Annotated in this window: 23 protein-coding genes; 13 read left to right on the plus strand and 10 right to left on the minus strand. The window is 53.2% G+C overall.

The window, feature by feature from the left end; all coding sequences use genetic code 11:
- Positions 1 to 42 precede the first annotated feature (42 nt).
- Positions 43 to 945 carry a site-specific tyrosine recombinase XerD gene (gene xerD, locus Kalk_RS05110; RefSeq protein ID WP_101893176.1) on the minus strand — a complete coding sequence of 301 codons (903 nt, stop codon included), beginning with the start codon at positions 943 to 945 and terminating at the stop codon, positions 43 to 45.
- 425 nt (positions 946 to 1,370) lie between these two features.
- On the opposite strand from xerD, the gene Kalk_RS05115 reads away from it, so the two are divergent.
- Both Kalk_RS05115 and Kalk_RS05120 read left to right on the plus strand, forming a co-directional pair.
- A complete protein-coding gene (locus Kalk_RS05115) occupies positions 1,371 to 3,263 on the plus strand; it encodes a sensor domain-containing diguanylate cyclase (RefSeq protein ID WP_101893177.1) in 1,893 nt (630 codons plus the stop codon).
- A 36-nt stretch (positions 3,264 to 3,299) separates the two neighbouring features.
- On the plus strand, positions 3,300 to 5,153 hold the full coding sequence (locus tag Kalk_RS05120; RefSeq protein WP_101893178.1) for a sensor domain-containing diguanylate cyclase: 1,854 nt from the start codon (positions 3,300 to 3,302) through the stop codon (positions 5,151 to 5,153).
- 30 nt (positions 5,154 to 5,183) lie between these two features.
- Here the strand turns inward: Kalk_RS05120 and Kalk_RS05125 are convergent, their stop codons facing one another.
- Positions 5,184 to 5,810, minus strand: a complete 627-nt coding sequence (locus tag Kalk_RS05125; RefSeq protein ID WP_101893179.1) for a TetR family transcriptional regulator — start codon at positions 5,808 to 5,810, stop codon at positions 5,184 to 5,186.
- A 269-nt stretch (positions 5,811 to 6,079) separates the two neighbouring features.
- Here Kalk_RS05125 and Kalk_RS05130 point away from each other — a divergent pair, with 269 nt between their 5' ends.
- The 6 genes from Kalk_RS05130 to Kalk_RS05155 all read left to right on the plus strand — a co-directional run bounded on the left by Kalk_RS05130 (position 6,080) and on the right by Kalk_RS05155 (position 12,892).
- The gene (locus Kalk_RS05130; RefSeq protein ID WP_101893180.1) at positions 6,080 to 7,207 is read left to right on the plus strand and encodes a flavin reductase family protein; all 1,128 of its coding nucleotides are present in this window, start codon (positions 6,080 to 6,082) and stop codon (positions 7,205 to 7,207) included.
- An 18-nt stretch (positions 7,208 to 7,225) separates the two neighbouring features.
- Positions 7,226 to 8,362 (plus strand): fatty acid desaturase family protein, encoded by a 1,137-nt coding sequence (locus tag Kalk_RS05135; protein ID WP_101893181.1) that lies wholly within the window; start codon positions 7,226 to 7,228, stop codon positions 8,360 to 8,362.
- Positions 8,363 to 8,432: 70 nt separating this feature from the next.
- A complete protein-coding gene (locus tag Kalk_RS05140; RefSeq protein WP_101893182.1) occupies positions 8,433 to 8,750 on the plus strand; it encodes a hypothetical protein in 318 nt (105 codons plus the stop codon).
- 210 nt (positions 8,751 to 8,960) lie between these two features.
- Entirely contained in the window at positions 8,961 to 9,473 is a 513-nt protein-coding gene (locus Kalk_RS05145) for a porin family protein (RefSeq protein WP_101893183.1), read from the plus strand.
- A 156-nt stretch (positions 9,474 to 9,629) separates the two neighbouring features.
- Positions 9,630 to 11,066, plus strand: coding sequence for a magnesium transporter (gene mgtE, locus Kalk_RS05150; protein ID WP_101893184.1), 1,437 nt, complete (start codon positions 9,630 to 9,632; stop codon positions 11,064 to 11,066).
- A gap of 53 nt (positions 11,067 to 11,119) precedes the next feature.
- A complete protein-coding gene (locus Kalk_RS05155; RefSeq protein ID WP_101893185.1) occupies positions 11,120 to 12,892 on the plus strand; it encodes a hypothetical protein in 1,773 nt (590 codons plus the stop codon).
- Between the two features lie 25 nt (positions 12,893 to 12,917).
- Here the strand turns inward: Kalk_RS05155 and Kalk_RS05160 are convergent, their stop codons facing one another.
- Positions 12,918 to 14,675: an acyl-CoA dehydrogenase C-terminal domain-containing protein gene (locus tag Kalk_RS05160; RefSeq protein ID WP_101893186.1), complete on the minus strand. Its 1,758-nt coding sequence runs from the start codon at positions 14,673 to 14,675 to the stop codon at positions 12,918 to 12,920.
- Between the two features lie 196 nt (positions 14,676 to 14,871).
- On the opposite strand from Kalk_RS05160, the gene Kalk_RS05165 reads away from it, so the two are divergent.
- Positions 14,872 to 16,302, plus strand: a complete 1,431-nt coding sequence (locus Kalk_RS05165; RefSeq protein WP_101893187.1) for a helix-turn-helix domain-containing protein — start codon at positions 14,872 to 14,874, stop codon at positions 16,300 to 16,302.
- A gap of 6 nt (positions 16,303 to 16,308) precedes the next feature.
- On the opposite strand, the gene Kalk_RS05170 is transcribed toward Kalk_RS05165, so the two are convergent.
- Positions 16,309 to 18,093 carry a response regulator gene (locus Kalk_RS05170; protein ID WP_158643317.1) on the minus strand — a complete coding sequence of 595 codons (1,785 nt, stop codon included), beginning with the start codon at positions 18,091 to 18,093 and terminating at the stop codon, positions 16,309 to 16,311.
- A gap of 212 nt (positions 18,094 to 18,305) precedes the next feature.
- Here Kalk_RS05170 and Kalk_RS05175 point away from each other — a divergent pair, with 212 nt between their 5' ends.
- Positions 18,306 to 19,544 (plus strand): hypothetical protein, encoded by a 1,239-nt coding sequence (locus Kalk_RS05175; RefSeq protein WP_101893189.1) that lies wholly within the window; start codon positions 18,306 to 18,308, stop codon positions 19,542 to 19,544.
- The gene (locus Kalk_RS05180) at positions 19,545 to 19,988 is read left to right on the plus strand and encodes a type 2 periplasmic-binding domain-containing protein (RefSeq protein WP_101893190.1); all 444 of its coding nucleotides are present in this window, start codon (positions 19,545 to 19,547) and stop codon (positions 19,986 to 19,988) included.
- A 78-nt stretch (positions 19,989 to 20,066) separates the two neighbouring features.
- Here the strand turns inward: Kalk_RS05180 and rplS are convergent, their stop codons facing one another.
- The 5 genes from rplS to ffh form a co-directional block, all read right to left on the minus strand.
- A complete protein-coding gene (rplS, locus tag Kalk_RS05185; RefSeq protein ID WP_101893191.1) occupies positions 20,067 to 20,423 on the minus strand; it encodes a 50S ribosomal protein L19 in 357 nt (118 codons plus the stop codon).
- A gap of 82 nt (positions 20,424 to 20,505) precedes the next feature.
- Positions 20,506 to 21,261 carry a tRNA (guanosine(37)-N1)-methyltransferase TrmD gene (gene trmD / locus Kalk_RS05190; protein WP_101893192.1) on the minus strand — a complete coding sequence of 252 codons (756 nt, stop codon included), beginning with the start codon at positions 21,259 to 21,261 and terminating at the stop codon, positions 20,506 to 20,508.
- A 30-nt stretch (positions 21,262 to 21,291) separates the two neighbouring features.
- Positions 21,292 to 21,813 carry a ribosome maturation factor RimM gene (gene rimM / locus Kalk_RS05195; RefSeq protein WP_101893193.1) on the minus strand — a complete coding sequence of 174 codons (522 nt, stop codon included), beginning with the start codon at positions 21,811 to 21,813 and terminating at the stop codon, positions 21,292 to 21,294.
- Positions 21,814 to 21,825: 12 nt separating this feature from the next.
- Positions 21,826 to 22,083: a 30S ribosomal protein S16 gene (gene rpsP, locus Kalk_RS05200; protein WP_101893194.1), complete on the minus strand. Its 258-nt coding sequence runs from the start codon at positions 22,081 to 22,083 to the stop codon at positions 21,826 to 21,828.
- 226 nt (positions 22,084 to 22,309) lie between these two features.
- A complete protein-coding gene (gene ffh, locus Kalk_RS05205) occupies positions 22,310 to 23,701 on the minus strand; it encodes a signal recognition particle protein (RefSeq protein WP_101893195.1) in 1,392 nt (463 codons plus the stop codon).
- Between the two features lie 130 nt (positions 23,702 to 23,831).
- On the opposite strand from ffh, the gene Kalk_RS05210 reads away from it, so the two are divergent.
- On the plus strand, positions 23,832 to 24,632 hold the full coding sequence (locus Kalk_RS05210) for a cytochrome C assembly family protein (RefSeq protein ID WP_101893196.1): 801 nt from the start codon (positions 23,832 to 23,834) through the stop codon (positions 24,630 to 24,632).
- Positions 24,633 to 24,647: 15 nt separating this feature from the next.
- Positions 24,648 to 25,937 (plus strand): HlyC/CorC family transporter, encoded by a 1,290-nt coding sequence (locus Kalk_RS05215; protein WP_101893197.1) that lies wholly within the window; start codon positions 24,648 to 24,650, stop codon positions 25,935 to 25,937.
- Here the strand turns inward: Kalk_RS05215 and Kalk_RS05220 are convergent.
- Positions 25,918 to 26,778 (minus strand): FHA domain-containing protein, encoded by an 861-nt coding sequence (locus Kalk_RS05220; protein ID WP_101893198.1) that lies wholly within the window; start codon positions 26,776 to 26,778, stop codon positions 25,918 to 25,920. The two genes, Kalk_RS05215 and Kalk_RS05220, sit on opposite strands and share 20 nt — an antisense overlap.
- Positions 26,779 to 26,787 lie beyond the last annotated feature (9 nt).

Below are 26,787 nucleotides of genomic sequence, written 5' to 3' on the forward strand. Positions count from 1 at the left end.
CTTCAGACACAAGTTCCACCTCTGAACACTCAAAGCTCGGATTTACCCCCGTGGATGGTGTTTCTGATGCAAGGCCTGCAAGCGATGTTTAGCCACATGAGTATAGATCTGAGTGGTGGATAAATCGCTATGGCCCAGTAACAGCTGCACCACGCGCAGATCGGCTCCGTGATTCAACAGGTGGGTTGCAAATGCATGACGCAGAGTATGCGGAGACACCGAACTGCTGATGCCCGCCACCACCACATAGTGCTTAATGCGATGCCAGAATGTCTGCCGCGTCATCTGATCCCCTCGACTGCTGGGAAACAGCACATCGCTTTCGGGGTTGCGCAATAGCAGGCTGCGCGCCTCTTTTATGTACTTTATAAGCCAGCTGATGGATTCTTCACCCATGGGCACCAGACGCTCCTTGCTGCCTTTACCCATCAAGCGAATCACCCCTTGACGCAAGTTGAGATCATAGGTGGTGAGAGACACCAACTCACTTACCCGCAAGCCGCAGGCATAAAGCAGCTCCAGCATGGCTTTGTCCCGCAGCCCGATGGGCTCAGCCAGATCAGGAGCCGACAACAAGGCCTCTACATCGGCCTCACTGAGTATCTTGGGCAGGGGTTTGCCCAGTTTGGGCATCTCAATGCGCAGGGTGGGATCGGTGTCGGTAATGGATTCCCGCACACAGAATTGATAAAAACCCCGCACAGCAGAGAGAAACCGGGCCGTAGAACGAGCATTGAATTGAAGCGTAAAGCGGTGAGACAGGTAATCGTTCAAAGCCAGATCCGTGGCCTGGGCAAGACAGGGCAAACCGGATTGATCCAGCCACTGCCCATAAGCCAGCAGGTCTCGCCGGTAGGACTCCAGGGAGTTATCGCTCAACCCGCGCTCAAACCAGCAGGCATCCAGATATCGATTAATAATGTTCGTGGATTCTGCCAATGACATGACCGGCAAACCGCCTTTTCGCTACGCTATTGAAAAGCATAACAAAAAAACGCACCTAAGAAGAAAAAAACTGGGCCCGGAGAACAAGGCCCATAAGGGCTAATCCGCCTCGCAATTTGCGGATACAAAAGGAATCTTTACGATGTGGAACGCGCCACGAACCAGAATGAGTGCTAATGCGGATACCAGGACCAGAAGAGTTACTGCTTTCATGTCGACCACCCTCTGCTTTTCTTATAATTATGGTTTTCATAGTACCCGGGCTGCTTATAACTACAATGCCAGTTCACAGCATTACTCCCTAACAGAACAATCACGCAACAATTTATAGGATCAAGTTACATTCAGGCCCATCTATCTAGCTCTCAGCGCCCAGTGATCTACACTAAAACAAAGGATAATTGACGGATGATCATCCACCACCAATGCCCGTATTCGCATTACTGCTGATTTTACTGTCTGGCTACTGCGCTGCTGCCTCTGGGTCAGGGCCCGAGCCACAATCTGACCTCATCGGAGCGTTAGACCTGTCTGAGTACATAGACTATCTGGAGGACGCAGATAACACCCTCTCATTGGAAGAGGTGGTAACGATCCACAGTAGCAACTGGAAGCTGAATCAATCCACCACCTTCACCCAGGGTTACAGCGCCTCAACCTGGTGGCTCAAACTGACGCTCAACAACTCTGACAGCGCAGCGCAGGATCGCCTGCTGGAGATAGCCTACCCGGGGCTGGACACGGTGAACGTGTTTATTAAACACAGTCACGGCCTGGAAACATTCCGACTGGGAGATGCGCTGCCGTTCGACCAGCGCCCCATAAAATCCCACACCTTTATTGTTCCTCTACAACTGGACGGCAACAGTGCCACCGACATCTATCTGCAGATTCGCAGCAAAAGCGCCATCCAGGTTCCCCTGACACTGTGGCAGCCCGCAGCCTATCTGAAACACGATCGCGGTGAGACGCTTATGCAGGGGTTCTACTATGGCGTAATGATCGTAATGGGCATCTATAACCTGTTTGTCTATCTGGCAGTAAGGGAGAAGAACTTCCTTTATTACGTGTGCTTTGTGTTCAGCATCCCCCTATTCATCGCCAGCGTGAAGGGCTTTAGCTTTGAATACCTGTGGCCAAACCACCCCAACTGGAATGATCAAGCCATCATCTGGTCCCTGTGTTTCACCATCATGTTCGGCGCATTATTTACCGAAAGCTTCCTGAAGCTGGAAAAGCTGGGTAACTGGGCGGTAGTGTTATTCAGGGTTCTGCTGGTGATGATCACAGCAATACTGCTTGCCTCCATCGTTCTGCCCTACCGCGACGTCATCACACTACTGATTCCGCTCACCACTTTTTGCTGCTTTTTGGGGCTGATGTTCGGTTTGATGATGTGGAATAAGGGCGGACTTTCTGCCCGTTACTACACCGTAGGATGGGCTGCCTTCCTGACCGGCGGCATTACCTTAGGCCTGAACAAACTCAACCTCATTCCCACCAACGCCCTGACCGAAAACACCCTCCAGGTGGGCTCCAGTTTCGAGGTGGTACTGCTTTCGTTCGCCCTGGCCGAAAGCATCAACGAAGATCGCAGGCTTCGATCCCAGGCCCAGCAGAATGCGCTGGAAACAGAGCGCAACGTACGCCAGGCCAAAGAACAGGCCCTGCACTTGCAACAACAAGTAGCCACAGAGCTGGAAGCCAGGGTGCGGGAACGCACGCAGGAACTGGAAGTGCTCAACCAACAACTGGCAGAAATCAGCGACACCGATCAACTGACCGGGCTCAAAAACCGCCGTTACCTGAACCGCGTCTTGGATGAAGAGCTAATACGGTGCAGCCGCTACCGCAATCCGCTCTCGATCATCCTGCTAGACGTGGATCACTTCAAACAATTCAATGACAACTATGGCCATTTAGTGGGCGACGACTGCCTCAAATCAGTGGGCAGTACGCTCAAGGAAAGCATCCGTAACGGCGTTGACTGCGCCACCCGCTACGGCGGCGAAGAGTTCTGCATCATGCTGCCTGAAACCGACGTCAAAGGAGCGCTGGAAGTAGCCGAGCGCATACGAACAAACATCGAGAATATGGCATTCCTGGTAAAAGGTGAAACCGTACCGGTGACCGTGAGCCTGGGTATTTCAGCATTACTGCCCAACGAGCAACTCAAAATGGATAAACTCGTCAAACGGGCCGACGAGGCGCTGTACGCCGCTAAAGCAGCTGGCCGTAACCGCACCATGATCGCCAGGGCCAATCAATCAGGCTCAGATCCATTAAACACAGTCGTGCAGCACAAAAAGTTGAACTAGACTGACAGTAACCCACAGACATTGAACTAAAAATTGATGAGAATACTGCTTCTTTTACTGGCGTTCAGCTGCTCCGCTCTGCAGGCGGGGCAACTGGAACTGAGCGCAGAGAACCACAGCCAATTACTGGCCGAGTACATCTATTTTCTGGAAGACCCTGAAGCAGGCCTTCACATTCATGATATAGAAAGCTTGCCGGACTCCGCGTGGCAGCACAACAGCGCCCAAGCCTTCAATCACGGCTACAACAGCTCTACCTGGTGGCTTAAGTTAGTCATCCACAATCAAGAAAAAGCCCCATTAAAACGATTGCTGGAAATCAGCTACCCGGTGCTGGATTATATTTCTGCTTATATCTACACCGACAAAGGGGTTCAGGAGCTGCATCTGGGGGATAAACTGCCTTTCAGCGAGCGCCCCATCGATCACCGTAATTTTGTCATCCCACTGGAGTGGCAGGCAAACGAAACCCTTACGGTCTACCTGTCAGTGAAAAGCTCAAGCTCAATCCAGGTACCCCTTACCCTGTGGCAGGAACAAAGCTTCTTTAACTTTGACCGCACCCAAACCCTGATGCACGGTATCTATTACGGCATCATGTTTGTGATGGTGATGTACAACCTGTTTGTGTATCTGGCGGTGGGCGAGCGCAACTACCTTTACTACGTGTTGTTCGTCTGTTGCATGCCACTGTTCCTGGCCAGCCTGAGCGGGTTTGCCTTCCAATATCTGTGGCCCGAATTCACGCAATGGAATGATCAGGCCATACTGGTGACGCTTTCTGCCTCGATTATCTTCGGCTCACTGTTTACTCACCACTTCCTGAACGCCTCGGAATTACGCAACTTTAATCGTTTTGCTGCCTACATGCTGGCATGCGGTGCCACCCTCATCATCATCCTGGCCTTTACACTGCCGTACAACATCGTCATACGAATATTGATTCCATTTGCCGCCGTCACCTGCTGCTGGGGCTTCTCCTTGGGTATGTACCGGTGGTTTAGCGGCGGCCTTTCCGCCAAGTATTACACCATCGCCTGGAGCTCCCTGCTTTCCGGCGGGGTCATCCTGGCGTTAAGCAAATACGACATGCTGCCCAAGAATCTGTTTACCGATTATGCAACTCAAATCGGCTCAGCACTGGAAGTGACGCTACTCTCTTTTGCCCTGGCAGAGCGCATCAACCAGGAACGAAAGATGCGCTACGAAGCCCAACAGGATGCCCTGCTTACCGAGCGGGAGCTGCGTCAAGCTCGTGAGCAAGCTCTGGAAATCCAAAAGCAGGCCACCGAGTCGCTGGAGCTACGGGTTCAGGAGCGCACCCGCGAGCTGGAAAGCCTGAACCACAAGCTGGAAGAATTAAGCGACACCGATCAACTGACCGGCCTCAAAAACCGTCGCTATCTGGATCGGGTACTGGAGGAAGAATTTGCACGGGGGGCTCGCTATGGCCACTGTTTGGGCATCTTATTGCTGGATATCGACCACTTTAAACAATTCAACGATACCTACGGACACCTGATCGGCGACGACTGTTTAAAAGAAGTTGCCGCCTCCATCCGCCTCGGGCTGCGCTGGCCAAGCGATCGCCCTACCCGCTACGGCGGCGAGGAGTTCTGTGTGTTATTGCCTGAAACCGGTGTTGAAGGCGCGCTGCGAGTGGCAGAGCGGATTCGCGAAAACGTGGAGAATATGGAGTTTTTGGTGAAGGGGGCACGGATACCGGTAACCGTCAGCATCGGGGTGGCCGCCATGGTGCCCAAGGTCGATGAGAAGTATGCGGATATGGTGTCCAAAGCAGATGAGGCTCTCTATTCATCCAAAGATAATGGCCGCAACCGAGTCACCCTGTATTGCGACCAAGCCGATGCTGAGCCACATCAAAGCTAGCACTTCGTAAAGTTAACGCAGCATTTGCGCTTAAGGTTTCGTTGTTTTCCAGCTTGATGCGCCCACATACACCAACTGCAACTGCCGGGTCAGCCTGGCCTCAAAATCCGCCTTGGCCTGAGAGCTCACATCGGCCAGATCCAATAGCTGAATCGTCGCAAACGCCACCACGGAAATCGTAAGATCCGCCAGGTTATCCATCATGGCGGGATCAAGATGGGGCAACAGATTAAAACGCTGCAAATCCGCCACCAGCTCCTTGGCAAAATATTGCAACTCACTGCGAACCGCCTGCCGAACCAGCGGCGTGCCGCCCGTCATGGATTGACACATGAACAGAAAGAACACTCGCTGAGACACAACATATTGGCAATACTGCTTTACTGAGTCATGAATAATGTGAGTGGGGTTTATGCGGTTTTGGCGTACCTCACGCATCAATTGACGCAGCACCAAACTCAGCTCGTCCACCAGGTTCAACGCCAAATCATCCAGATCCTTGAAGTGCCGGTAAAACGCCGTAGGCACCACGCCAGCGCGCTTGGCAACCTCACGAATACTCAAACTGGAGAAATGCTGCCCCTCTTCCACCCACTGCAATGCAGCATTCATAAGAGACTGACGAGTTAGTAATTTCCGTTCCTGACGGTTATTCATTCTTTTGAACTCAACTTGAATCAGTGTGCAATTGTACGCCGACTCTGGTCAAAATTTCCATAAGACTGAGTGAAACAGTATGACATTATGCTGCCACGGCATCACAAAAAACCCATTTCGGTTAACAACTGCACACCAATACATTTTTCATAACTAATTGTTATATATGTAATTTATTTGTAATACAAAAAATAATACTCACCATACGTTGACACCTGTTCCAACATTCGTGCACACTTGTACACACAACGAAAGCGGGAGATACAGCTATGCACTCACAAACCCCATCACTTCTACAGCGGGCACAGACCTGGATCAACAGCAGCCTGTTCAACACGAACCGGGCCGGGGAGTATTTTGAGTACCTGCTTGAAGGCGTAGATCCCATGTGGTCTGCCCTGGAGTGCAAAGCCAGAATCATGGAAGTGCGGGATGAAACGGCTGACACCAAAACCTGGGTGCTGCAACCGGTCAAGAACTGGGGAGGCTTCGTCGCAGGCCAACACATTCACATCACCTTGAGCGTGAATGGCGTACAGAGCACCCGGACTTTCACCATCTCATCCTCCCCCTATCAGTGGCAACAAAACGGCACCATTACCATCACCGTTAAAAGAGTGCCCAACGGCAGAGTGACAGGCTGGATGCATGACACCCTCAAAACCGGAGCCGTGGTAACCATAAGCCAGGCCCAGGGTGAGTTTGTGCTGGATAAGGATGTCGATGCCCCCGTTGGCTATATCGCTGCAGGCTCCGGCATCACCCCCATCATGTCCCAGTTACGCTGGATGAGTGCCAACAACATGCCGGTACCAGCCAATCTGCTGTATTTTGCCAACACCCAAAAAGATTTTATCTTCGGATCGGAAATCAAGGCACTGGCGCAAGCGGCGCGCCGCTTCACTGGCAACCTGATTGCCAGCTACGATGACAGCGACAGCAAACACAAGCTGCCCCAGTCCCCCATTTGCGCCGAACACATTCAAGCGCTGCTGGAGAGCAAGCCAGAGCAGATCTATCTGTGCGGGCCACACCCATTCCGCGAAATCGCCAAGCAGTTACTGGCCGAAGCCGGTTATAACCTAAAGCAGGTGCGAGAAGAAGCATTCGGGCTGCCCCCTATTAAAGTTGAGGCAGGCGCGCCGGTTAAAGTGAGCTTTGCTGCCAGCGCCGTGGAAACCACCACCGACCAGCCTGGCACATTACTGGACATGGCAGAAGGCGCAGGCCTGACACCCACTGCAGGTTGCCGTATGGGCATCTGCCACACCTGTAAGTGCAAAAAAACATCAGGCCAGGTTCGTAACGTCATTACCGGCGAGCTATCCAGCACAGAAGCCGAAGACATTCGCATTTGCGTATCCACCCCAGTCAGCAACGTCGAAATCGATATTTAAGGACGAGGAGTTCACAACATGACTACCGCTACCCAACCCAATGTAGAACAGTTAACCGAAGAAAAAGTGCAATTCGGTGGGCTGGACGGTCGACGTCGCCTCACCAAGGAGCAGTATGAAGGGCTGCAGCAGGAATTCGACGCGCTGCGTGACGAAATTCGTGCAGACCTGGGTCAAGCCGATGTGGATTACATGAAAAACATCATCCGCATCCAGCGCTACCTGGAAGTTGCCGGCCGCACACTGATTCATTTCAGCTTCACACCCGTACCGTTCATGCTCGGCGTGGCTGCATTGTCTGTATCCAAAATCATGGACAACATGGAAATTGGTCATAACGTTATGCACGGTCAGTTCGACTGGGCCAACGACCCCAAAATGCACTCCAAGAATTTTGAGTGGGATACCGCCTGTGATGCCGGATCCTGGAAGCGCACCCACAACTTCGAACATCACACCTTCACCAACATCATCGGTAAGGATCGTGATTACGGCTATGCCGTTCTGAGATTGTCGGATGAAACACCTTGGACCCCCATGCGCAGCTTCCAAACTGTCTACTTTGCTCTGCTGAGCATCTTCTTCCAGTGGGGTGTAGCATTGCACGAGCTGGAAAGTGAGCGCCTGCGCGATGGCACGTTCGACCTGGACGAGAAAAAGCCTTACTTGAAAGGCCTGTTCCGCAAAGGCGCGAAACAAGTGTTCAAGGATTATATCTTCTTCCCCGCTCTGGCTGGCCCATTCTTCTGGAAAGTCATGCTGGGTAACGCCATGGCCAACCTGGGTCGTAACCTGTGGGCATCGGCCATTATCTTCTGCGGACACTTTACCGAACAGGCCCAGGCGTTCACCGAAGAAGAATGCGAAAATGAAACCAAGGGTGAGTGGTACTATCGTCAGCTGCTGGGTTCCAGCAACCTGTCCGGCAGCAAGTTGCTGCACGTAATGAGTGGCCATCTGAGTTATCAGATCGAACACCATCTGTTCCCAGACATCCCAGCCAATCGCTACGAGGAAATGGGCCCCAAAGTAGAAGAAATCTGTGCCAAATACGGCTTGCCATACAACACTGGGCCCTTCTGGCACCAGTACGGCACCGTGTTGAAACGGGTTTGGAAGTATTCTTTCCCTACCGGTGGCCAGGAACGTAGCTAGGGCACAACTTCCGGTTGCTCCTCATTAGTGGTATAGATGAGGAACAACCGGAGCAAAAAGGACCACGACAATGGGCTTACTCAATAAAGCAGAACTGCTGAAAGACATGATCCAAACCGCCATCGACAATGGCGCGAGAACCGTCGAAGACGTGCATAAGTCGGTTGCCGACATGCCCTTCGAAGCCCTGGAAAAGTCGGGCCTGCTGGATGAAGACCGGCAGAAGCTGCGCGACAAGAACCAACAGACCATCGGCATGGTTTACGACAAAATTCGTGATATAAACCAGAAAATCGGCGAGCTGGCCTCAGATATGTTCGAAACACTGGAGGATAGCCAGCATATATCCAACGTCATGGACAGCAACGACAAAAAGCCGCAGCCCTGACCCTTTCCTAATCCTCGTTAATGCCGTGCCAAGTCTCCTACTACACTTGGTGCGGCTTTTTTCTTTGGTTTTTGGCCACATAGCTTCTATTATGGCTTTGCCCTATTGCAATAAGTCATCTATATTGCCCCTAACGCGTGTTGGAATCCGTGCGCCGCATAACAACAAAACGCGCAAAAACAGAACAACAAGGGAAACGAGGAATCTCTAATGAATAAAATGCTCATAGCTGCTGCAACCGCCACTGGCCTATTGTGTGCGTCTCAATCTGCGTTGGCAGAAGGCGACACCTACATTGGTGCCCAATACACTATGTTCACGGTTAGCACTTCTGGTGCAGATGACTTGGAGCCTGATGGTATGGCTCTGGTTCTGGGCGGAAAGCTAAGCGATAACTTTATGATCGAAGGCCGCTTTGGTCGCAGCTTAAGCGATGACAACATCCCCGGCGTTGCCCTGAAAGTCGATGAACAGATCGGTTTTTATGTAAAAGGCGGCATGGAATTCGCGGATATGGTGTTCCCTTACGTTGCCCTTGGCTACACCAAAGTAGACTTTGAAACTCGCGGAGCCATTGATCAAACCGAATCCGACCTCTCCTACGGTGTCGGCGCTGATCTTCATTTCGGCAACTTGCAAGTGGGCATCGAATGGATGATGCTGCAAGACAAGACCGACTATGAACTGGAAGGCCTAAGCCTGACCGGCGCCTGGCGCTTCTAAGCAGCCACCAGCATCCGCTTGAAAGGGTCGCATCACGCGGCCCTTTTTCGTTATCGACGACATGGCTTAATGATTCAGCTTGGCAATTCTCTGTTGTCACACAATCTATGCATAATAGAGCTACCCTGGTGCTGACAGGTACTGATCCTATCCAACATGAGCGAATTTGAAACCCGCCCCAAAAAGCTGGCCCAGCGCCTGGCGCCGGTACTGGCACAACTGCAACGTCAGGCCGTGGTGGAAACCGTCACCCACCGCCAACAGCAGAAGCGTGCAGATGTCATCGAAAACCTGGTACAGCGACAGCAAAGCGCGGCTCTCAGCCGTGAACTGAAGAAGCTCAATAACGCCGACATCGCCCACCTCCTAAACATGCTGCCCGCAGACAAACGGCGAACCGTATGGCAACAACTTGACAACCACAACGCCGGGGATGTTCTGGTTGAGCTGAACGACACTATTGCCGAAGACCTGATCGAGATCACCGAGCCAGCTCGCCTGGGCATCATCCTTGGTACTCTGGACATCGACGAGCTCACCGAAATTGCCGACCTGCTCCCTGCGCCCCTCCTCAATCAAGCTGTCTCCTCCCTGGAGGCCAACGAGCGTAACTGGGTGGAACGCACCCTGTCCTACCCGCAAGGCACGGTAGGCGACAATATGAGCAAGGACAGCCTGACCTTGAACGAACGCCACACCATCAACCAGGCCATCGAACTGGTACGCTCCACACCGGAGCTGCCACCGCAAACCGACAAACTATTTGTGCTTGGCAAACACCGGCAACTGGTGGGCGTAGTGCCGCTTATCGATTTGATCCGCCATCCCGGTGAAACACTGATTGAAGACTGCATGGACAAAGATGTAGTCACCTTCGCCCCCCATGACGATGCCGAAGACGCGGGACAGGCATTCGAGCGTTACGACCTGATCTCCGCCCCGGTGGTGGACGAGCGCCATCGATTGGTGGGCCGCTTAACGGTTGAGTCCATCATGGATTACCTGCGTGAGGTTGCCGAAAATCAGGCATTGGCCAAAGAGGGCCTGAGGGCTGGCACCGACCTGTTCGGCCCCATCCTTGAGGGTGCCCGTGAACGCTGGCCCTGGCTTATGATCAACCTGTGCACTGCATTTATTGCCAGCCGCTTTATCAGCATTTTCGAGGACACCATTCAACAACTGGTGGCACTGGCCGCCCTCATGCCCATCGTCGCCAGTGTCGGCGGCAATACCGGCAACCAGACTGCAGCTCTCGTGATTCGTGGTTTGGCCATGGAGCAGATCCAGCGCGGCAATCTTTCTTATATCTATCGAAAGGAATTAATCATCAGCCTGCTCAATGGCGTGATCTGGGGGGCACTACTGGGCCTGTTCGCCTGGATGCTCTACAGCAACCTGCTGCTGGGGGCGGTCATGATGGCGGCGGTAACCCTTAACTTGTTGCTAGCTGCGCTCATCGGAATCACCGTTCCATTCCTACTGGATCGGCTCAATAAAGATCCAGCCATGGGCTCCTCCGTGGTACTGACCTTCGCCACCGACAGCATGGGATTTTTCCTCTTCCTCGGGCTCGCCACCCTCATTCTGGTCTAGTCTTCTAATATAACGCCCCGAGCAATAACTAAGTACATTTGGTAGAAAGCAGTATGACGAAAGGCAACATACTCCCTGTAGTGCTGGGACTGGCCAGCTTGTGCCTCGGCACCCCCCTGATGGCAAACACGTTTGATGATGCCGTCAATCTATACCTGAAAGGCTTTGATCACTGCACCGCAGCAAAAGATGCTCTTACCAGCGGAAACCTGCGCAGCGCCAGCGTGGCCCTGAAGAAATACGAAACATTGAAAGCTCAGGCTGTGGGCATTAACAACACGATTCTGTCCTCCAGTAAGCGCGGCATGGACAGCAACCTGAAATACTGTGAGCGGGTGGCTACCGACATCGAGATCGAGGTGGGCACCCCCATTCTGGATCGCGCAATAGAAGCGTGCGACAAGGCTGCTGCCAACCTTAAGGCCAACAACCCCGATCAGGCCAAGCTGGATTATGATCAGTTCATTGCCCTGAAAACTGAAGCCCTCAGCACCGCCCCCCGTCTGAATGAGCTATTCAGTGCCCGCAGCCAAATCAACCGCTGTGAGCGACTACAGAAGAAAATCACCAATTTCAGCCAAAAGCAGGAAGCACTTTCCTTGGCAATTGAAACGGTCGTTGAAGAAAGTGAGGCCTACAGCAGCCTGTGTGACTCGGCTCTTAAAAATCTGAGCGGCGCTCCACTGGACAATAAAGCACTGCAGCAAGCACGATCGGCGCAGGCCAGTGCCCGCAGCCGTCATCAAGCGGTTATGACCGAGACCGTCGCGCTGGCTGAACTGGAAAAAACGCCAGCCAGCCCGGAAAAGATCAGCGTGGATAAGCATCTGGCATCGGGCGACCGTTGCATGGACTCCCTCAACAGCAGCATTACCGCAAAGGCATCTGAACTGAAACTAGCGCAACAAGAGTTGAGCGAGTACGCCAGCGCCTTGAACAAAGCCAAAGGCCAATGCCAGAACGTACAGAAAAGCGCCATCAGCAGCGCTACCAGGCAGACTTACGATGCCGCCAAATCCCAATACGAGTCGGCCATCAAAACCCGCAATGATGTGAACGCAGCTCTGTCGAAAAATGCCTATTACAACAACTCAGACTGGGGCAGTGTAAACAATATCGAAAAAACCATAAGCGCCCTGAATGCCTGCCTGGACAAATCCAGAATCCACCTGGGCGCATTATTCAGCGCAGTGCCCGCGTCGGCCCCAGCGGTTGCCAGCGTGGCGCAAAAGATAGAATCCGGCGCACTTACCGCCGGGGTGCCTGCTCAAAAAATTTCGGGCAGCATCAACATGCTTAACACTGCACCGGAATACGCCATTGTATACATGGAAGACGGCACCAAACCGGCGGACAACCAAGAGATCACCATTTACACCACAGGCTTTGACAAACAGATTTATTTTGTTGGCAGTGGCGACACCTTCCGCTTCAAAAGCAAAGACTTCACAACACACCGCATTACTGCCAGCAATGAAAGCCTGAACTTTTCATCCAGCCTGACTCAGATTCGCTCTCGCCAAAGCCGGGAAGCTAAGGTGACCTGGCCTGCCAATTCTTTGGTGGAGATACGCAGTGACCGTGGCGCAATCACCCCCGCCCACATCGCCAACGTCACCTCCAGCAACTACCAGGTCATTATGTTCGATTTTGGCGCTAACACCGTGTCATTTGAATTGGATAACCCCAATGAAGCCGCCACAGGATATCTACTGCTGCCGGACTTCGATCCGCTGGTAATCAACATCAACCAGGGAGAAATAAAAAGCCTGGCCATCACCCACAACAAAGAGCCCCTTGGCAGCGTGTTGCTGAAGGGGCTGTAGTGAAGGGGCTGAAGCGGAAGCGCGGTTAGAACTCGGCTTCAGACAACGACATCATCGCCCCGGAGCCACTTTCCACAGCGGCAATCAAGCTGTCGATACGAGGCAGGATACGGCTGAAGTAGTAACGACCGGTTTTCTGTTTGGTGCTACTGTCGTCTGCAGACACCATCATTTTCAGCCACATATAACCGTACGAAACATAACCCACCACATGTAGATAATCACAGGCAGCCGCTCCCAGCTCCAGAGGTGACTCATCGGCGCTGCGCAGAACCGTTTCCGTCAACGTCTGCAACTGCAGCGAGCGGGCACGCAGGTCATCAGCCAGCTCCCGCAACGACGCCTCCTGCACAGTGGTGGCAAACTCGCGAATCTCATCCAGATAGGCTTCCATCCATTCGCCGTTATTGGCAAACACTTTGCGCTGCAGCAAGTCCATCGCCTGAATACCATTGGTGCCCTCATAGATCTGAGCAATACGCACATCACGCACCAACTGCTCCTGTCCCCATTCGCGAATGTAACCATGGCCACCAAACACCTGCTGCCCCAGCACCGTACAATCCAGGCCCATATCGGTAAAAAACGCTTTGGCCACCGGCGTCAGCAACGCCACCTTCGCATCTGCCCTGGCCTGCTCTTCGGCGCTGGCCCCATACTTGGCTTGATCCAGATGCAACCCCAGATACACGGCAAAAGCCCGGCCCGCCTCATTCAAGGCCTTCATATTCAATAACATGCGGCGCACATCTGGATGCACGATGATGGGATCAGCGGCTTTCGCCTTGTCGGCCCCCTGCACATCCCTACCCTGCAAACGCTCCCGAGCATACTGCACCGCATTCTGATATGAAGCATCGCCACATCCCAGCCCTTGAATACCGATAGACAAGCGCTCGCAATTCATCATGGTGAACATGCACTGCAGGCCACGATTCAGCTCCCCTACCAGATAGCCTTCGGCTGAATCAAAGTTGATCACGCAGGTGGCAGAGCCTTTAATGCCCATCTTGTGTTCAACCGACCCGCAAGAAACCCCGTTTTCACCCGCCACGGAGCCATCCGCCACCACCCGGTATTTAGGCACCAAAAACAGCGAGATGCCGCGAGAGCCAGACGGTGCATCCGGCAGTTTGGCCAACACCAGATGGATAATGTTATCCGTCAGATCGTGATCGCCGCCGGTAATGAAAATTTTGGTTCCACTGATCCGAAAGCTGCCGCCTTCAGCAGGCACCGCCTTGCTGCGAATCAACCCAAGGTCGCTGCCCGCATGAGGCTCCGTCAAACACATGGTGCCGCTCCAATCCCCTGCATACATCTTGGGCAGAAAGCGCTGCTTTAACTCGCTGGAGCCGTGGGCATCCAAAGCCAAACAGGCACCTGCAGACAGCGCTGGATACAAATTGAACGCACTATTGGCGGCGTACATCATCTCATCCACCAGCACCGCAAGGGATTTCGGCATGCCCAGGCCGCCGTAATTCGGATTACCGGTAAGCGCCGACAAGCCTGCCTCACAGAACGCCTTATAAGCCTCTTTAAAGCCTGTTGGGGCACGCACCACCCCGTTATCCCAGCTCACCCCCTCCTCGTCCCCTGAACGGTTCAGTGGCGCGATGGAGCTGGCCGCCAACTTGCCTGCTTCTGCCAACATGGCCCGACCGGTGTCTTCATCCAGCACCTCAGCCAACGATGGCCACTCCTGCCAGCGACGATGGGCAGCAAACACGTCAAACAACAGGAACTCCATATCTTGCAGCGGGGCTTGATAACTGGCCATGCATCACCTCTTCACAGACTATTTTTGTAAATCTTGCTAACCTCAACTGGTGTGAATTATTGGAATCAGAGCGCCAAAAGGCAAAGAATAAGGGGCTTCAAAGTGCCTACATGCAAATCTCTTTGCAAACCACCGCTGTTTTTTGCGAATATTGCAAATTTGCAAGCCACACAAAAACACCACAAAAGGTCAACCTATGAGCCAGCGCAAACGTAAACTCTTCCTCGGCAGCAAGGTGCGACGCCTGCGCGAGCAGCACCACCTCAGCCAAGCAGAACTGGCCAATCGTCTGGGCTTATCCCCCAGCTACCTCAATCAGATTGAAAATGATCAGCGCCCGCTCACCGTCCAGGTGTTACTGAAGATGGGCAGCGTATTCGATATTGATCTGACGGACTTCTCCGAAGAAGAAGACGACCGCCTGGTAGCTGAAATCAAAGACTGCCTGGAAGACCCGCTGTTTGAAAACGAGAAAGTGCTGCTGCCAGAGCTGAAGGAAATAGTGACCCGATCCCCGGCCTTTGCCCGCCATTTTCTCAGCCTTTACCAGTCCTACCATCAAACCAAACAGAACTATGTAGGGCTGGCAGAAGACGTAACCGGCGACGAAGCCGTGCGCTCTATCGAGGGGCCGCAATTCCCCTACGAGGAAACCCGCGATTTTTTCTATTACCAAAACAACTACTTCGACAGCCTGGATCGGGCTGCGGAGGAACTCTTTCAACAGGAAGGTATGACGCTGGGGGGCGGCGAAGGTCAGTTCATCGACTACCTGCAGCGCAAACACGGCATTAACGTCATCGTGGATGCCGACAGTGAACGCTTGCGCCAATTTGATACCCGCAGCCGCAAACTAATATTGTCGAAGCTGTTGTCACTGCGTCAGCGGGTCTTTCATCTGGCCCATCAAATCTGTTTGCTGGAGCAGGCATCCCGACTGGACGAGATCATTGCAAAAGCGCGCTTCACCAACCCGGAATCCGACGCAGTCTGCAGAGTTGGACTGGCTAACTATTACGCCGGGGCTCTGCTTATGCCCTACGAGACCTTCCTGCACAAAGCACAACAAGAACGTTACGACATAGAACGCCTGCAAATCCTGTTTAACGTCAGTTTCGAGCAAATCTGCCATCGACTCAGCACACTGCAACGGCCCACCTCCAAAGGCATTCCGTTCTACTTTCTGCGGGTAGACGCAGCCGGCAACATCTCCAAGCGACAAAGCGCCAGCAGCTTCCATTTCGCCCGCGTCGGTGGGGCCTGCCCCCTGTGGAACGTACACGAAGCCTTTGCCCAGCCGGGCAAGATTTTGCGCCAGGTGGCTCAGATGCCTGATGGCAAAACCTATTTCTGCATCGCACGTACCGTAAGCAGAACCGAAGGAGGCTTTTTGATGCCGCAAAAGAATTTTGCGGTGGGCTTGGGCTGCGAAATCGCTCATGCATCCCAATTGATCTACGCAGCGGGTATCGATTTGAACGACAAGGAAGCGGCTGTGCCCATCGGGGTGAGCTGTCGGGTATGTGAGCGCACCAACTGCTCACAGCGAGCATTTCCCCCGATAGGAAAGCGCATCCACATCAATGAAAACGAACGGGAATTCCTGCCCTATCGATTTGAATCATGAAACCCATCAGGCCGCGCGCGATATAAACGCTTTGAGCTCATGTTCAATATCGTCCAGTGCCACAGGCTTTTTCAAATAACCGTTCATGCCGGACTGCAGGCACATCCTGCGATCTGCCTCCATGGCATTGGCCGTCACCGCAATGATCGGTAGATTGCAAACGGGCTCCGCCATTTCACGCATTTTACGGGTTGCCTCAAAGCCGTCCATGATCGGCATCTGACAGTCCATAAACACCAGATCCACAGGCCGGTTTTTCACCAACTCCAGCGCCTCCTGACCGTTATTAGCCGTCACCACGTCGCAACCCAGCCGCTTCAGATACCCTTTAATCACCAACTGATTCACCGGGTTATCTTCCACCACCAGCACCAGCGGCACAGCAGGAGCCGGTGTTACCTGTTTAACCTCATCCGGCATCTGTCCGCCGGTCTCCGCCACAGCCTCGCGCAGCGGGAAGCAAAACTCCACCGACAATCCACCTTTAGCCCTGTTCTCAACGTATATCGATCCCCCTAAAAGCTTCGCGATGGCCTGACAAATGGCGAGCCCGATGCCCATCCCCTGAAACTGGCGACGAAACGATCCATCCAGCTGCTGAAATGGCTTAAACAACTCTTTGATCAGATAAGGAGGGATACCCGGCCCTGAATCCTGAACCAGCACACTCACCTTATCCAGCCCTGAAGCTTTGGCAGGCACACGATGTACCAACAATTCGATCGTACCGGAGGGAGAAAACTTGATGGCGTTACCCAACAAATGGCGAATCACATGAAATACTTTCTGGGCATCGCTGAGCAGGATACTGTCCACAACCGAATCCAGCTGACACTCCATCTGCAAACCTTTTGCTTCCACTTCCGACGCACAATTTGCAAGCAGGCGCTCCAGCCCTGGCCGCATCTGCATTGGCGCCAGCACCACCTCCTCCCGACCCGATACAATTTCACTTAGTTCCAATAGATCATCGATGGACAGCATCATGGCATCCGCCGAACGTGCCGCTGCCTCCACCCATACCGCCTGATCCGGCCCCAAATCCACCTTGGACAGCAAATTCAACGAACCGATGATGCCGTTCATGGGCGTGCGCATCTCATGACTGATGGTGGCCAGAAACTGATCCTTCAGACGGTTAGTGCGATTGATAGCAAGCAACACTCGCACCGAAATAACCCAGGCCAACACCAATAACGCCACAATCACGATGCCCCCCAGAATTGCGCCAAACCGATTCGCATCCTTTACCGCCAAATCAGTTTGCTTCAACAGCGCCGTAAAACTGGCCTGTCGCTCGCTCAACGTGGTATTCAACACCCCCATCAACCCATCATAGATCTGATGGGAGCGATCAATACGCAGCTGGTAGCTCTGCAATTGATTCGGGTTTGCGATCAGCTCCGCCGCCAGCTGGCTCGAAATATCATAATAATTACGAAACACGCCACGCACATTGGTGGCAAACAGTTTCATTTGTGGATCCAGACTGGTGAGTTCCACCAAACGGTGCTCGATATTAAGGGAGATCTCTTCAGAATCTTCCAGCAGAAAGACATCCTCCAGCGCCACCGCGGACGTCAGGTTCTCACGAACGATCTGCAGATCTCGCTTCAGCCCCCTGATTTGCTCAATAATGGGATACTGATGGTTCAACAACTCATCCAGGCGACTCTCGTTTTGCCTGGCCATGAACACGTTGGCCAGCAAATAGCAGAAAAACCCCAGCCCACCAATCACGGCGATGGAAAGGATATGCAGCCGTATTCTGGAATTTTGATTAAATTTCACTGCACGCACCGGCACGCTTGGGCAAATGTCCACTCATCCATTCATTCTAGCAGCCCAACTGCCTTTATCCTCCTCCGATCACCCGCAGCGCCCACAACAGATGCCAGGGCAGGAATAGAACAAAAACCACTATGGAAATAACAGTTTGGCTGCAAGCAGCTCAAGATTGGCTACTCTTAAAGTACACACATGGCCCTGCAATAGGAACGCCCGTGCGAACACTGTTAGCCATTACCCTGATCGCCTTTTCAACTACTTGTTATTCCGAAGAAAACTGGGACTTCTCAGGATTTGGAACCTTGGGCGTAGGCAAACTCAACCGCAGCGACTTCGCGATGGGTGAAGCCGACTCAAGCTGGGATTTCGACAACGACACCCGTATCGGCATTCAGCTGCAGGGCAATTTGGCTGAGCGGCTATCCTTCACCACCCAGATATCCTCATCGGGCCTCGCCCTGGGCGACGACGAATCATACGACCCTCAGCTACAGTGGCTGTTTCTAACCTATCAGGCCAGCCCCGACCTGCAACTGAGGCTAGGCCGCATGCGCTCCTCCCATTACATCTACTCGGGTACCCGTGATGTGGGTTACTCCTATCCCTGGGCCCGCCCTCCCATCGATGTCTACGCATACCTGCTGCAACCCCTCAGCAACATCGACGGAGCCGACCTACTCTACACACTGGATATGCCCAACGACCTGGAGCTGGACATCCAGGTTTTCGCGGGACAGGTTGACGGCACTGTGCGGGATGTTTACGTAGACGCCAGCCCCACCTATGGCACCAGCCTCACCCTGCGCTCACTGGACTGGCTGATACGCTACAGCTTCCACATCGAGCACACCGACATCTCCTCCGATGCGTTTCAGCCTGTGATTGATACCTACGAATCCCTGGGGGAAAGCCTGGATCCCATCTTCTCCGAGATCGGGGCATCGCTCTACGCCGATGGCACAAACTACCAATATCACGCCATTGGTGGGCAATGGGAACACAACAGGTGGGGGGTGATCGCGGAGAAATACTGGATTCGCGCTCCAGAGGAAGGCTTTTCTAATGACTCCGACGGCTGGTACTTATCTGTGCTTTACCACCTGGAGCAACTCACCCCCTATATCGTAGTCAGCGCCTACGACAACACCCTCAACAAAGAGACTTTGCCGCTGATCGACGAAGCCCTGGCCAACTATCCGGCGCCCCCTTATCCAGCCGACATCGGCCTGCTGCTGTCTGGCACCAAAGAGGTGATTCAGAGCTTCAAGGCACAACAGCGCAGCTACACGGTCGGCATGCGTTACGACTTTATGCCCAATTGGTGCCTGAAGGGAGAAGTGCAATACTTTAACTTCCTCGCCAACTCCACCGGCCAGGGCTACCCACTGAATGACAGCGCCGAACGGCCCGAAAACGCCACCCTATACACAATCGTACTGGATGTGGTGTTTTAAATGACAAAGAGCACGCTGATCATCCTCAAACTAACCCTCGCCGCCCTGCTATTGGCAGGCACCAGCGGAGTTCGAGCGGACATCTTCGTCATCACCAATGCCGACAACCCTGTTGCCCAGCTAAGCCTGAAAGAAGTCCGCAAAGTATTCCTCGGGCGTCTGCACCTCTATCCAGGAACCGAACACGAACCCCTCGCCATCGACCTGCCACAAACCAGCCATGCGTACCGCCACTTTTACGAAAAAACCGTTGGCATATCCCTGCCCAAATTGAAACGCTATCGAGCGTATTACCTGTTCAGCGGTAAGGGCAAGATACCCTCCGAAGCCCCTAACAGCGACGCTGTAGTTGACGCAGTAAAACGCAGCACCTACGCCATTGGCTATGTAGAAACCTCAGCGGAAAACCTGCAAGGCATCAAAATCCTGTACCGCGAGGAATAAAACAGAGGGCATAAAAAAAGCGCCCCGAAAGGCGCTTTCTTAACTATCTGCAAAATAACGCTATCTGCAGAAGCTCGCTTAGTTGAGCTTCTCACGGATACGGGCAGACTTACCAGTACGCTCACGCAGGAAGTACAGCTTGGCGCGACGAACCGCACCGCGGCGCTTAACAGCGATGCTGTCAACCAGCGGGCTGTGAGTCTGGAAAGTACGCTCAACGCCCACACCGTTGGAGATTTTACGTACGGTGAACGCGGAGTTCAGTCCACGGTTACGCTTACCAATCACCACGCCTTCGAATGCCTGCAGACGAGTACGCTCACCTTCCGTTACCTTCACGCTGACAACAACAGTGTCGCCCACGCTGAACTTGGGAAGATCCTGCTTCAACTGCTCGTTTTCAATAGCTTGAATGATTAAATTTTTACCGCTCATGAGAGTTTCCTCAATGTTGGCGTCAGAGGTAGTTCCCACTATTAGGTTAAGGGCGCTACATTCACGTCGTTAATAAAACCGTTCAGGACAAGCCTTGCTCATCCAAGTATTCATTCAGCAGTGCGCGCTCTTCTTTACTGAGCTGCCTGCCATTTATAAGGTCAGGGCGACGCTGCCAGGTTCGGCCCAGGGATTGCTTTAATCGCCAGCGCCTGATCTCACCGTGGTGACCGCTCATCAGCACCTTGGGCACCGGTCGATCATCGTATATTTCCGGGCGGGTATAGTGAGGGCAATCCAACAACCCTTGAAAGAAAGAGTCCTCCGCTGCAGAATCCTTATGACCCAGCACCCCCGGCAACAACCTTACCGTGGCGTCGATCATCGACATCACCGGCAGCTCGCCACCGCTTAACACGTAATCGCCGATGGACCATTCTTCATCCACCGCCATGTCGATCACACGCTCATCAACACCCTCGTAACGGCCACACAAAAATACCATGCCCTGCCGCTCGCTGAACCCCTTGGCGGCCTGTTGATCAAACGGCCTGCCCTGAGGTGATACATACACTACTTTCGGATCAGACACCGCTGCCGACTCAAGCCTGGCCTTGGCGCTGGCAATGGCGGCCAGTAAAGGCTCCACCAACATCAGCATACCGGGGCCGCCACCATAAGGGCGATCATCCACGGTTCGGTGCACATCCTGGGTAAAATCCCTGGGGTTAGTGTAGCCCAGCTCAATCAACCCGTTTTTTACAGCTCTGCCGGTCACACCGTAGTCTGTAATGGCGCTGAACATCTCAGGGAACAGGGTGACAATTTCAAATTTCATGCCCTCTCCCTCACACGCCCACATATCGCGCTAGAAATCTTTATCCCAGTCCACCGTCATAGTGCCGGACTGCAGATCAACCGCCCGAACCACATCATCCCAAACATAGGGAATCAGGCGCTCCTGCCGGTCGATGCTGTCGGCATTGCCTTTCACCGCAATGACATCGTTGGAACCGGTCTCGAACAGGTGACTGATCTTACCGAGACAGTCACCCTCGAGGGTTTTAACCGTTAATCCTTCCAGCTCAGACCAGTAATAGTCGTTTTGCTGGAGCGCTGGCAGCTGCTCACGCTTGATTGCTAATTCACACCCAGTGAAAGCCGGGATCTGCTCGCGGTTATCACAACCTTCGACCTTGATCACCAGCCCCTTTCCATGCCGCTGAACACGTTCAACGCTTATGGGCTGCCAGCTCCCCCCCCGATTGATCCAGAGAGGGCTGTATTCTGCAATATTTTCCATCGGCTGGGTGTGGGAATAGAGTTTCATCCAGCCCTTGATGCCATAGGCCCCAAGAAGCTTCCCAACAACCACCCAGTCTGCCGACATAACAGAGACTGCTTAAGCTGCAGCTGCTGCTTTTTTGGCATCTTTCAGCAAAGTGGCTACGCGATCAGAAGTCTGAGCGCCCAGACCAACCCAATGCTCGATGCGGGCCAGATCCAAACGTACACGCTCTTCCTGGCCACGGGCCAGCGGGTTGAAGAAACCAACGCGCTCGATGTAACGACCGTCACGGGCATTACGGCTATCGGTTACAACCAGGTGATAGAAAGGACGTTTTTTGGAGCCGCCACGGGTCATTCGAATGGTTACCATGTAATCTTTTCCTTCTTACAATCAATCTGTTCAGCGATTAACAACGTAAAAGCGGGCTGCTGAAACCGCCACTGGCGCTCAGTAACCCACTGAATTCTTTTGTGTTTTCGAGCTCTGCTTAGCTAAATAGGCAGGCTCTCGCCCCTGTCACTGCTGGAAATTGAGGGTGTGCAGGACAAGTGAGGCGCAGGATTTTAAGGGAATTTGCCCCGAAAAGAAAGCCTAATTACATCTTGAAGGGAGGCATGCCGCCGCCAGGGAAGCCACCGCCGCCCATCATGCCTTTCATACCCCGCATCATATTCTTCATGCCACCCTTGCCGGACAGCTTTTTCATCATCTTCTGCATCTGTTTGTGCTGTTTTAACACACGGTTAATATCCGGGATCTGGGTGCCCGAGCCAGCCGCAATGCGTTTCTTGCGGGAGCCATTGATTACATCAGGGAAACGCCGCTCATGGGCTGTCATGGAATAAATAATGGCTTCCATTTTGGTCAGCTCTTTATCCGCCACACCGCCCTGCTGGGCCATCTGGGCCATACCGCCCATACCAGGCAACTTATCCAGCATGCCTGCCATGCCGCCCAGTTTCTTCATTTGCTGGAACTGTTCCAGCAGGTCTTCCAGGTCGAAGCCCTTGCCTTTCTTCAGCTTCTTGGCCAGTTTGTCGGCCTTGTCTTTGTCCAGCTTGCGCTCAGCTTCTTCCACCAGGCTGAGCACATCACCCATACCCAGAATACGGGAGGCGATACGATCAGGATAGAAAGGTTCCAGGGCATCGGTTTTCTCACCCATACCGATAAACTTGATGGGCTTGCCCGTGATATGACGTACTGAGAGGGCTGCACCCCCGCGGGCGTCACCGTCAGCCTTGGTGAGCACCACCCCGGTAAGCGGCAGTGCATCATTGAACGCCTTGGCGGTATTGGCGGCATCCTGACCGGTCATGGCATCCACCACAAACAGGGTTTCCACCGGTTTGATGGCAGCGTGCAGGGCCTTGATCTCGTTCATCATCTCTTCATCGATGGCGAGACGACCGGCGGTATCGATGATCACCACATCGGCGTGCAATTTACGGGCTTCGGCGATAGCACGGTTGGCAATGTCAACGGGGTTTTCTTCTGTGCTGGACGACACAAATAGTGCGCCGACATCGCCAGCCAGGGTTTCCAACTGCTTGATCGCTGCCGGACGGTAGATATCAGCACTGGTGACCAGTACTTTTTTCTTTTCCCGCTCTTTCAAATATTTGGCAAGCTTGCCCACCGTGGTGGTTTTACCTGCACCCTGCAGACCCGCCATCAGCACCACAGCCGGTGGCTGCACGTTCAATTTCAGGGCGTCGTTAGCGTCACCCATCATGTGAACCAGCTCCTGATTCACTATTTTGATGAAGACCTGGCCTGGGCTGAGGCTTTTCATCACCTCCTGCCCTACTGCACGTTCTTTAACCTTATCTATGAAATCTTTCACCACTGGCAAGGCAACATCTGCCTCCAGCAAGGCCATTCTGACTTCCCGCAGGGTCTCTTTTATATTGTCCTCGGTGAGACGAGCCTTGCCTGTCACATTGCGCAGGCTGGTACTGAGTCGTTCGGTCAGGTTATCAAACATAGTTGTGTCTTCATCATCAGCAATAACTTGGAACCCGCAAGTATAACGCAGCCAGTTTCATTATTGACAGCCTTGTGCGAAACTTAGCGCTTAAACGAAACGGGTTAAGGAGCAATACCCCGCCGTGACTATGGCGATCGCTGCAGGCATTCTGGCCTGCGTCTGCTACGGCATTTCCACCGTACTGATCATAAGAAGTCTGAAAACCGATGTACCGGTGGATCGCCGTGCTTTGCTGGGCTGTGCGAGTATCGGTTTGGGTTTGCACGGCTATTTTCTGTCTGAGGCACTGTTTCAGGAGCACGGTGTACAGCTGGGCGTGACCACAATGGCCTCATTGTTTGCGCTGGTGCTCGCTGGCACTGGCACCTTGATGGCCGGTTTTCGCCGTATCGAATCTCTGCTTGCCCCGGCTTATCCCGCGGCAATCATCGGCATGCTGGTGGCGCTGCTCTTTAATGACGAAATGATTCCCAACCCACATTTGAGTAAAGGCGTTATCGCTCACATCCTGTTGTCCATCTCATCTTACTGCGTACTGGCTCTGGCATTGTCTCAGGCCATTCTGCTGTGGATTCAAAACTATCAGTTGAAGCATCGCCATCTCCACGATGTGCTGAATTTACTGCCGCCACTGCAAACCATGGAAAGTACGCTGTTCGATCTGATTTCTATCGGCATGGTATTACTGACCCTTGCCATTGGCACCGGCTTTATCTTTGTGGATGATTTCTTTGCCCAGCATTTGCTGCACAAAACGGTATTTGCTCTCGGCGCATGGACGGTGCTGTGGCTGCTGTTGTTCGGTCGCAACTTGTGGGGCTGGCGCGGCATGGTTGCAGTCAAATGGACCCTGACTGGATTCGTTTTACTCACCTTGGGCTATTTTGGCTCAAAAGTCATGCTTGAAGTCATTCTCAACCGTGTGTAGCAGGCGACCTAACTCTTGAACGACATATCCATTTCTATCCTGTTCAGTATTCTCGGCATTTTGATCCTGATGTCTGCGTTCTTTTCCAGCTCAGAAACCGGGATGATGTCTCTCAACCGCTATCGACTGCGCCATCTGGTCAAGAACAAGGATCGGGCCGCCATTCGGGTGGAAAACCTGCTGAGCCGCCCTGATCGACTTATCGGCGTGATCCTGATCGGCAACAACTTTGTGAACATTCTGGCGTCCTCTATTGCCACCATCATTGCTATTCGCCTGTGGGGTGATAGCGGTATCGCCATTGCCACCGGCGTGCTGACCCTGGTGATTCTGGTGTTTGCCGAAGTAACCCCGAAAACTCTGGCGGCGCTGAAGCCTGAAGCCATCGCCTTCCCGTCCAGCCTGATTCTGCGCCCCCTGCTGGTAACGCTGTATCCTTTTGTATGGCTGGTAAACGCCATCAGCAACGGCCTGTTGCGCATGGTAGGCGTGAACGCCGATGAGATCGGCAGTGATCATTTGAGTCGGGAGGAGCTGCGCACCTTGGTGAATGAGTCCGGTGCCATTCTACCCACCCGGCATCGGGGTATGTTGCTAAGCATTCTGGATCTGGAAGAAGTCACGGTGGACGACATCATGATCCCCAAGCATGAGGTCATCGGAATCGACCTGGATGAGGACACCGATGACATTATCAAGGCGCTCCAGTCCACCCAGCATACCCGCCTACCGGTCTTTAAAGCGGACCTGAACTCGCCTGTTGGAGTATTGCATCTGCGTAAAATCAGCCGCCTGCTGATGGATGATGACCTGAACAAAGCTAAAATCATGCAGCAGGCCGTCGAGCCCTATTTTGTTCCAGAGGGCACGCCTCTGCACATGCAATTAGTGAATTTTCAAAAAGTGAAACGCCGCATGGGCTTTGTGGTGGATGAGTACGGCGATGTGCAGGGCATTGTCACCCTGGAAGACATTCTGGAAGAAATAGTGGGCGAATTTACCACCGATTATGCGGCCAGCAGCCAAGACATCCACCCCCAGGAAGACGGCTCATTTATCATTGATGGTATGGCTACCATTCGAGACATCAACAAGGCTTTGAAGTGGCATTTGCCCACGAAAGGCCCCAAGACCTTGAACGGCCTTATTACTGACCATTTGCAAACCATTCCAGAGCACAACCTGTGCTTTAAAATTGGCAACTATCGCTTTGAGACCATACAGATCAAGGACAACCTGGTTAAGACTGCACGGGTAGTCAGCGTCAAGCCGAGCAAAAAGAAAACTATTTCTGCAGCATCATAAAGGCTGCACCAGCCACTACGGCAATCAACACAACCAACGCGCCAATGATTATCGGTGCCTTACTTTTAGCTTGGGGCGCCGATACGCTGGCCTCTGCCGCTGGGCTGGCTTTGGGTATGGGTCTTACGGTCGGCTTCGGCGCCTGAGGCGCTCGGGGAATAGGAGCCGCCCGGAATACGGTGGCCTCGTCATCGTCATCCTCATCGTCCTGCGCTACTGCCGCCCCAACCGGCCCGGCCACCAGAAAGGTCAGATGGTCGAAACTGATTTTATCGCCGGGCTTCAGCACCTGCTCACCCACCTTCTGGCCGTTAACGCAGGTTCCGTTGGAAGACTGCAAGTCAACAATGCGCAGCACACCGCCTTTTAAATTGATCTCGGCATGACGCCGCGACATATGGGCGTCACTGATCGCAATATCACAGCTGCTGGAGCGACCGAATACCATTGAGCCATGAATCATGATGCTCTTGCCCTTGAGCGGGCCCGAAAGCGCCATAATGCTCCAATCGCTGCGTACAGAGGGCGCCACGGACTTGGGCTTCTCTGCCACCGCTTTAGGCTCAACGATCAGCAGCTCTACATTGGCCAACTTGATGACATCCCCTGATCTCAGCTGGAAATGTTTACCCACCTTGGTGCCATTAACGAAGGTGCCTTTGAAGCTGCCCAAGTCAGATAGATATAGAGCATCACCATCCTTGCGGATCTCGGCGTGGTGGGGCTCGATGCCGTCTTCTTTAATGACGATAAGGTTTTTCGGATCAGAGCCCAGTGTGGTGATTGATTCGACCAACCAAACGGCCGGCAGTCGCTGATCCTTGAATTGCAGCTTGAGCATGATTCGAAA

It is taken from the genome of Ketobacter alkanivorans (genome assembly GCF_002863865.1).
Taxonomy (GTDB): Bacteria; Pseudomonadota; Gammaproteobacteria; order Pseudomonadales; family Ketobacteraceae; genus Ketobacter; species Ketobacter alkanivorans.

Coding starts and splice junctions, on each gene's coding strand:
- rimM (WP_101893193.1), bottom strand. CDS start 21,813: ATGTCGGCAGACTGGGTGGTTGTTGGGAAGCTTCTTGGGGCCTATGGC.
- Kalk_RS05165 (WP_101893187.1), top strand. CDS start 14,872: ATGAGCCAGCGCAAACGTAAACTCTTCCTCGGCAGCAAGGTGCGACGC.
- Kalk_RS05155 (WP_101893185.1), top strand. CDS start 11,120: ATGACGAAAGGCAACATACTCCCTGTAGTGCTGGGACTGGCCAGCTTG.
- Kalk_RS05140 (WP_101893182.1), top strand. CDS start 8,433: ATGGGCTTACTCAATAAAGCAGAACTGCTGAAAGACATGATCCAAACC.
- Kalk_RS05120 (WP_101893178.1), top strand. CDS start 3,300: ATGAGAATACTGCTTCTTTTACTGGCGTTCAGCTGCTCCGCTCTGCAG.
- Kalk_RS05130 (WP_101893180.1), top strand. CDS start 6,080: ATGCACTCACAAACCCCATCACTTCTACAGCGGGCACAGACCTGGATC.
- Kalk_RS05115 (WP_101893177.1), top strand. CDS start 1,371: ATGCCCGTATTCGCATTACTGCTGATTTTACTGTCTGGCTACTGCGCT.
- rpsP (WP_101893194.1), bottom strand. CDS start 22,083: ATGGTAACCATTCGAATGACCCGTGGCGGCTCCAAAAAACGTCCTTTC.
- Kalk_RS05220 (WP_101893198.1), bottom strand. CDS start 26,778: ATGCTCAAGCTGCAATTCAAGGATCAGCGACTGCCGGCCGTTTGGTTG.
- mgtE (WP_101893184.1), top strand. CDS start 9,630: ATGAGCGAATTTGAAACCCGCCCCAAAAAGCTGGCCCAGCGCCTGGCG.
- Kalk_RS05180 (WP_101893190.1), top strand. CDS start 19,545: ATGACAAAGAGCACGCTGATCATCCTCAAACTAACCCTCGCCGCCCTG.
- Kalk_RS05160 (WP_101893186.1), bottom strand. CDS start 14,675: ATGGCCAGTTATCAAGCCCCGCTGCAAGATATGGAGTTCCTGTTGTTT.
- ffh (WP_101893195.1), bottom strand. CDS start 23,701: ATGTTTGATAACCTGACCGAACGACTCAGTACCAGCCTGCGCAATGTG.
- rplS (WP_101893191.1), bottom strand. CDS start 20,423: ATGAGCGGTAAAAATTTAATCATTCAAGCTATTGAAAACGAGCAGTTG.
- Kalk_RS05125 (WP_101893179.1), bottom strand. CDS start 5,810: ATGAATAACCGTCAGGAACGGAAATTACTAACTCGTCAGTCTCTTATG.
- Kalk_RS05210 (WP_101893196.1), top strand. CDS start 23,832: ATGGCGATCGCTGCAGGCATTCTGGCCTGCGTCTGCTACGGCATTTCC.
- Kalk_RS05145 (WP_101893183.1), top strand. CDS start 8,961: ATGAATAAAATGCTCATAGCTGCTGCAACCGCCACTGGCCTATTGTGT.
- xerD (WP_101893176.1), bottom strand. CDS start 945: ATGTCATTGGCAGAATCCACGAACATTATTAATCGATATCTGGATGCC.
- trmD (WP_101893192.1), bottom strand. CDS start 21,261: ATGAAATTTGAAATTGTCACCCTGTTCCCTGAGATGTTCAGCGCCATT.
- Kalk_RS05135 (WP_101893181.1), top strand. CDS start 7,226: ATGACTACCGCTACCCAACCCAATGTAGAACAGTTAACCGAAGAAAAA.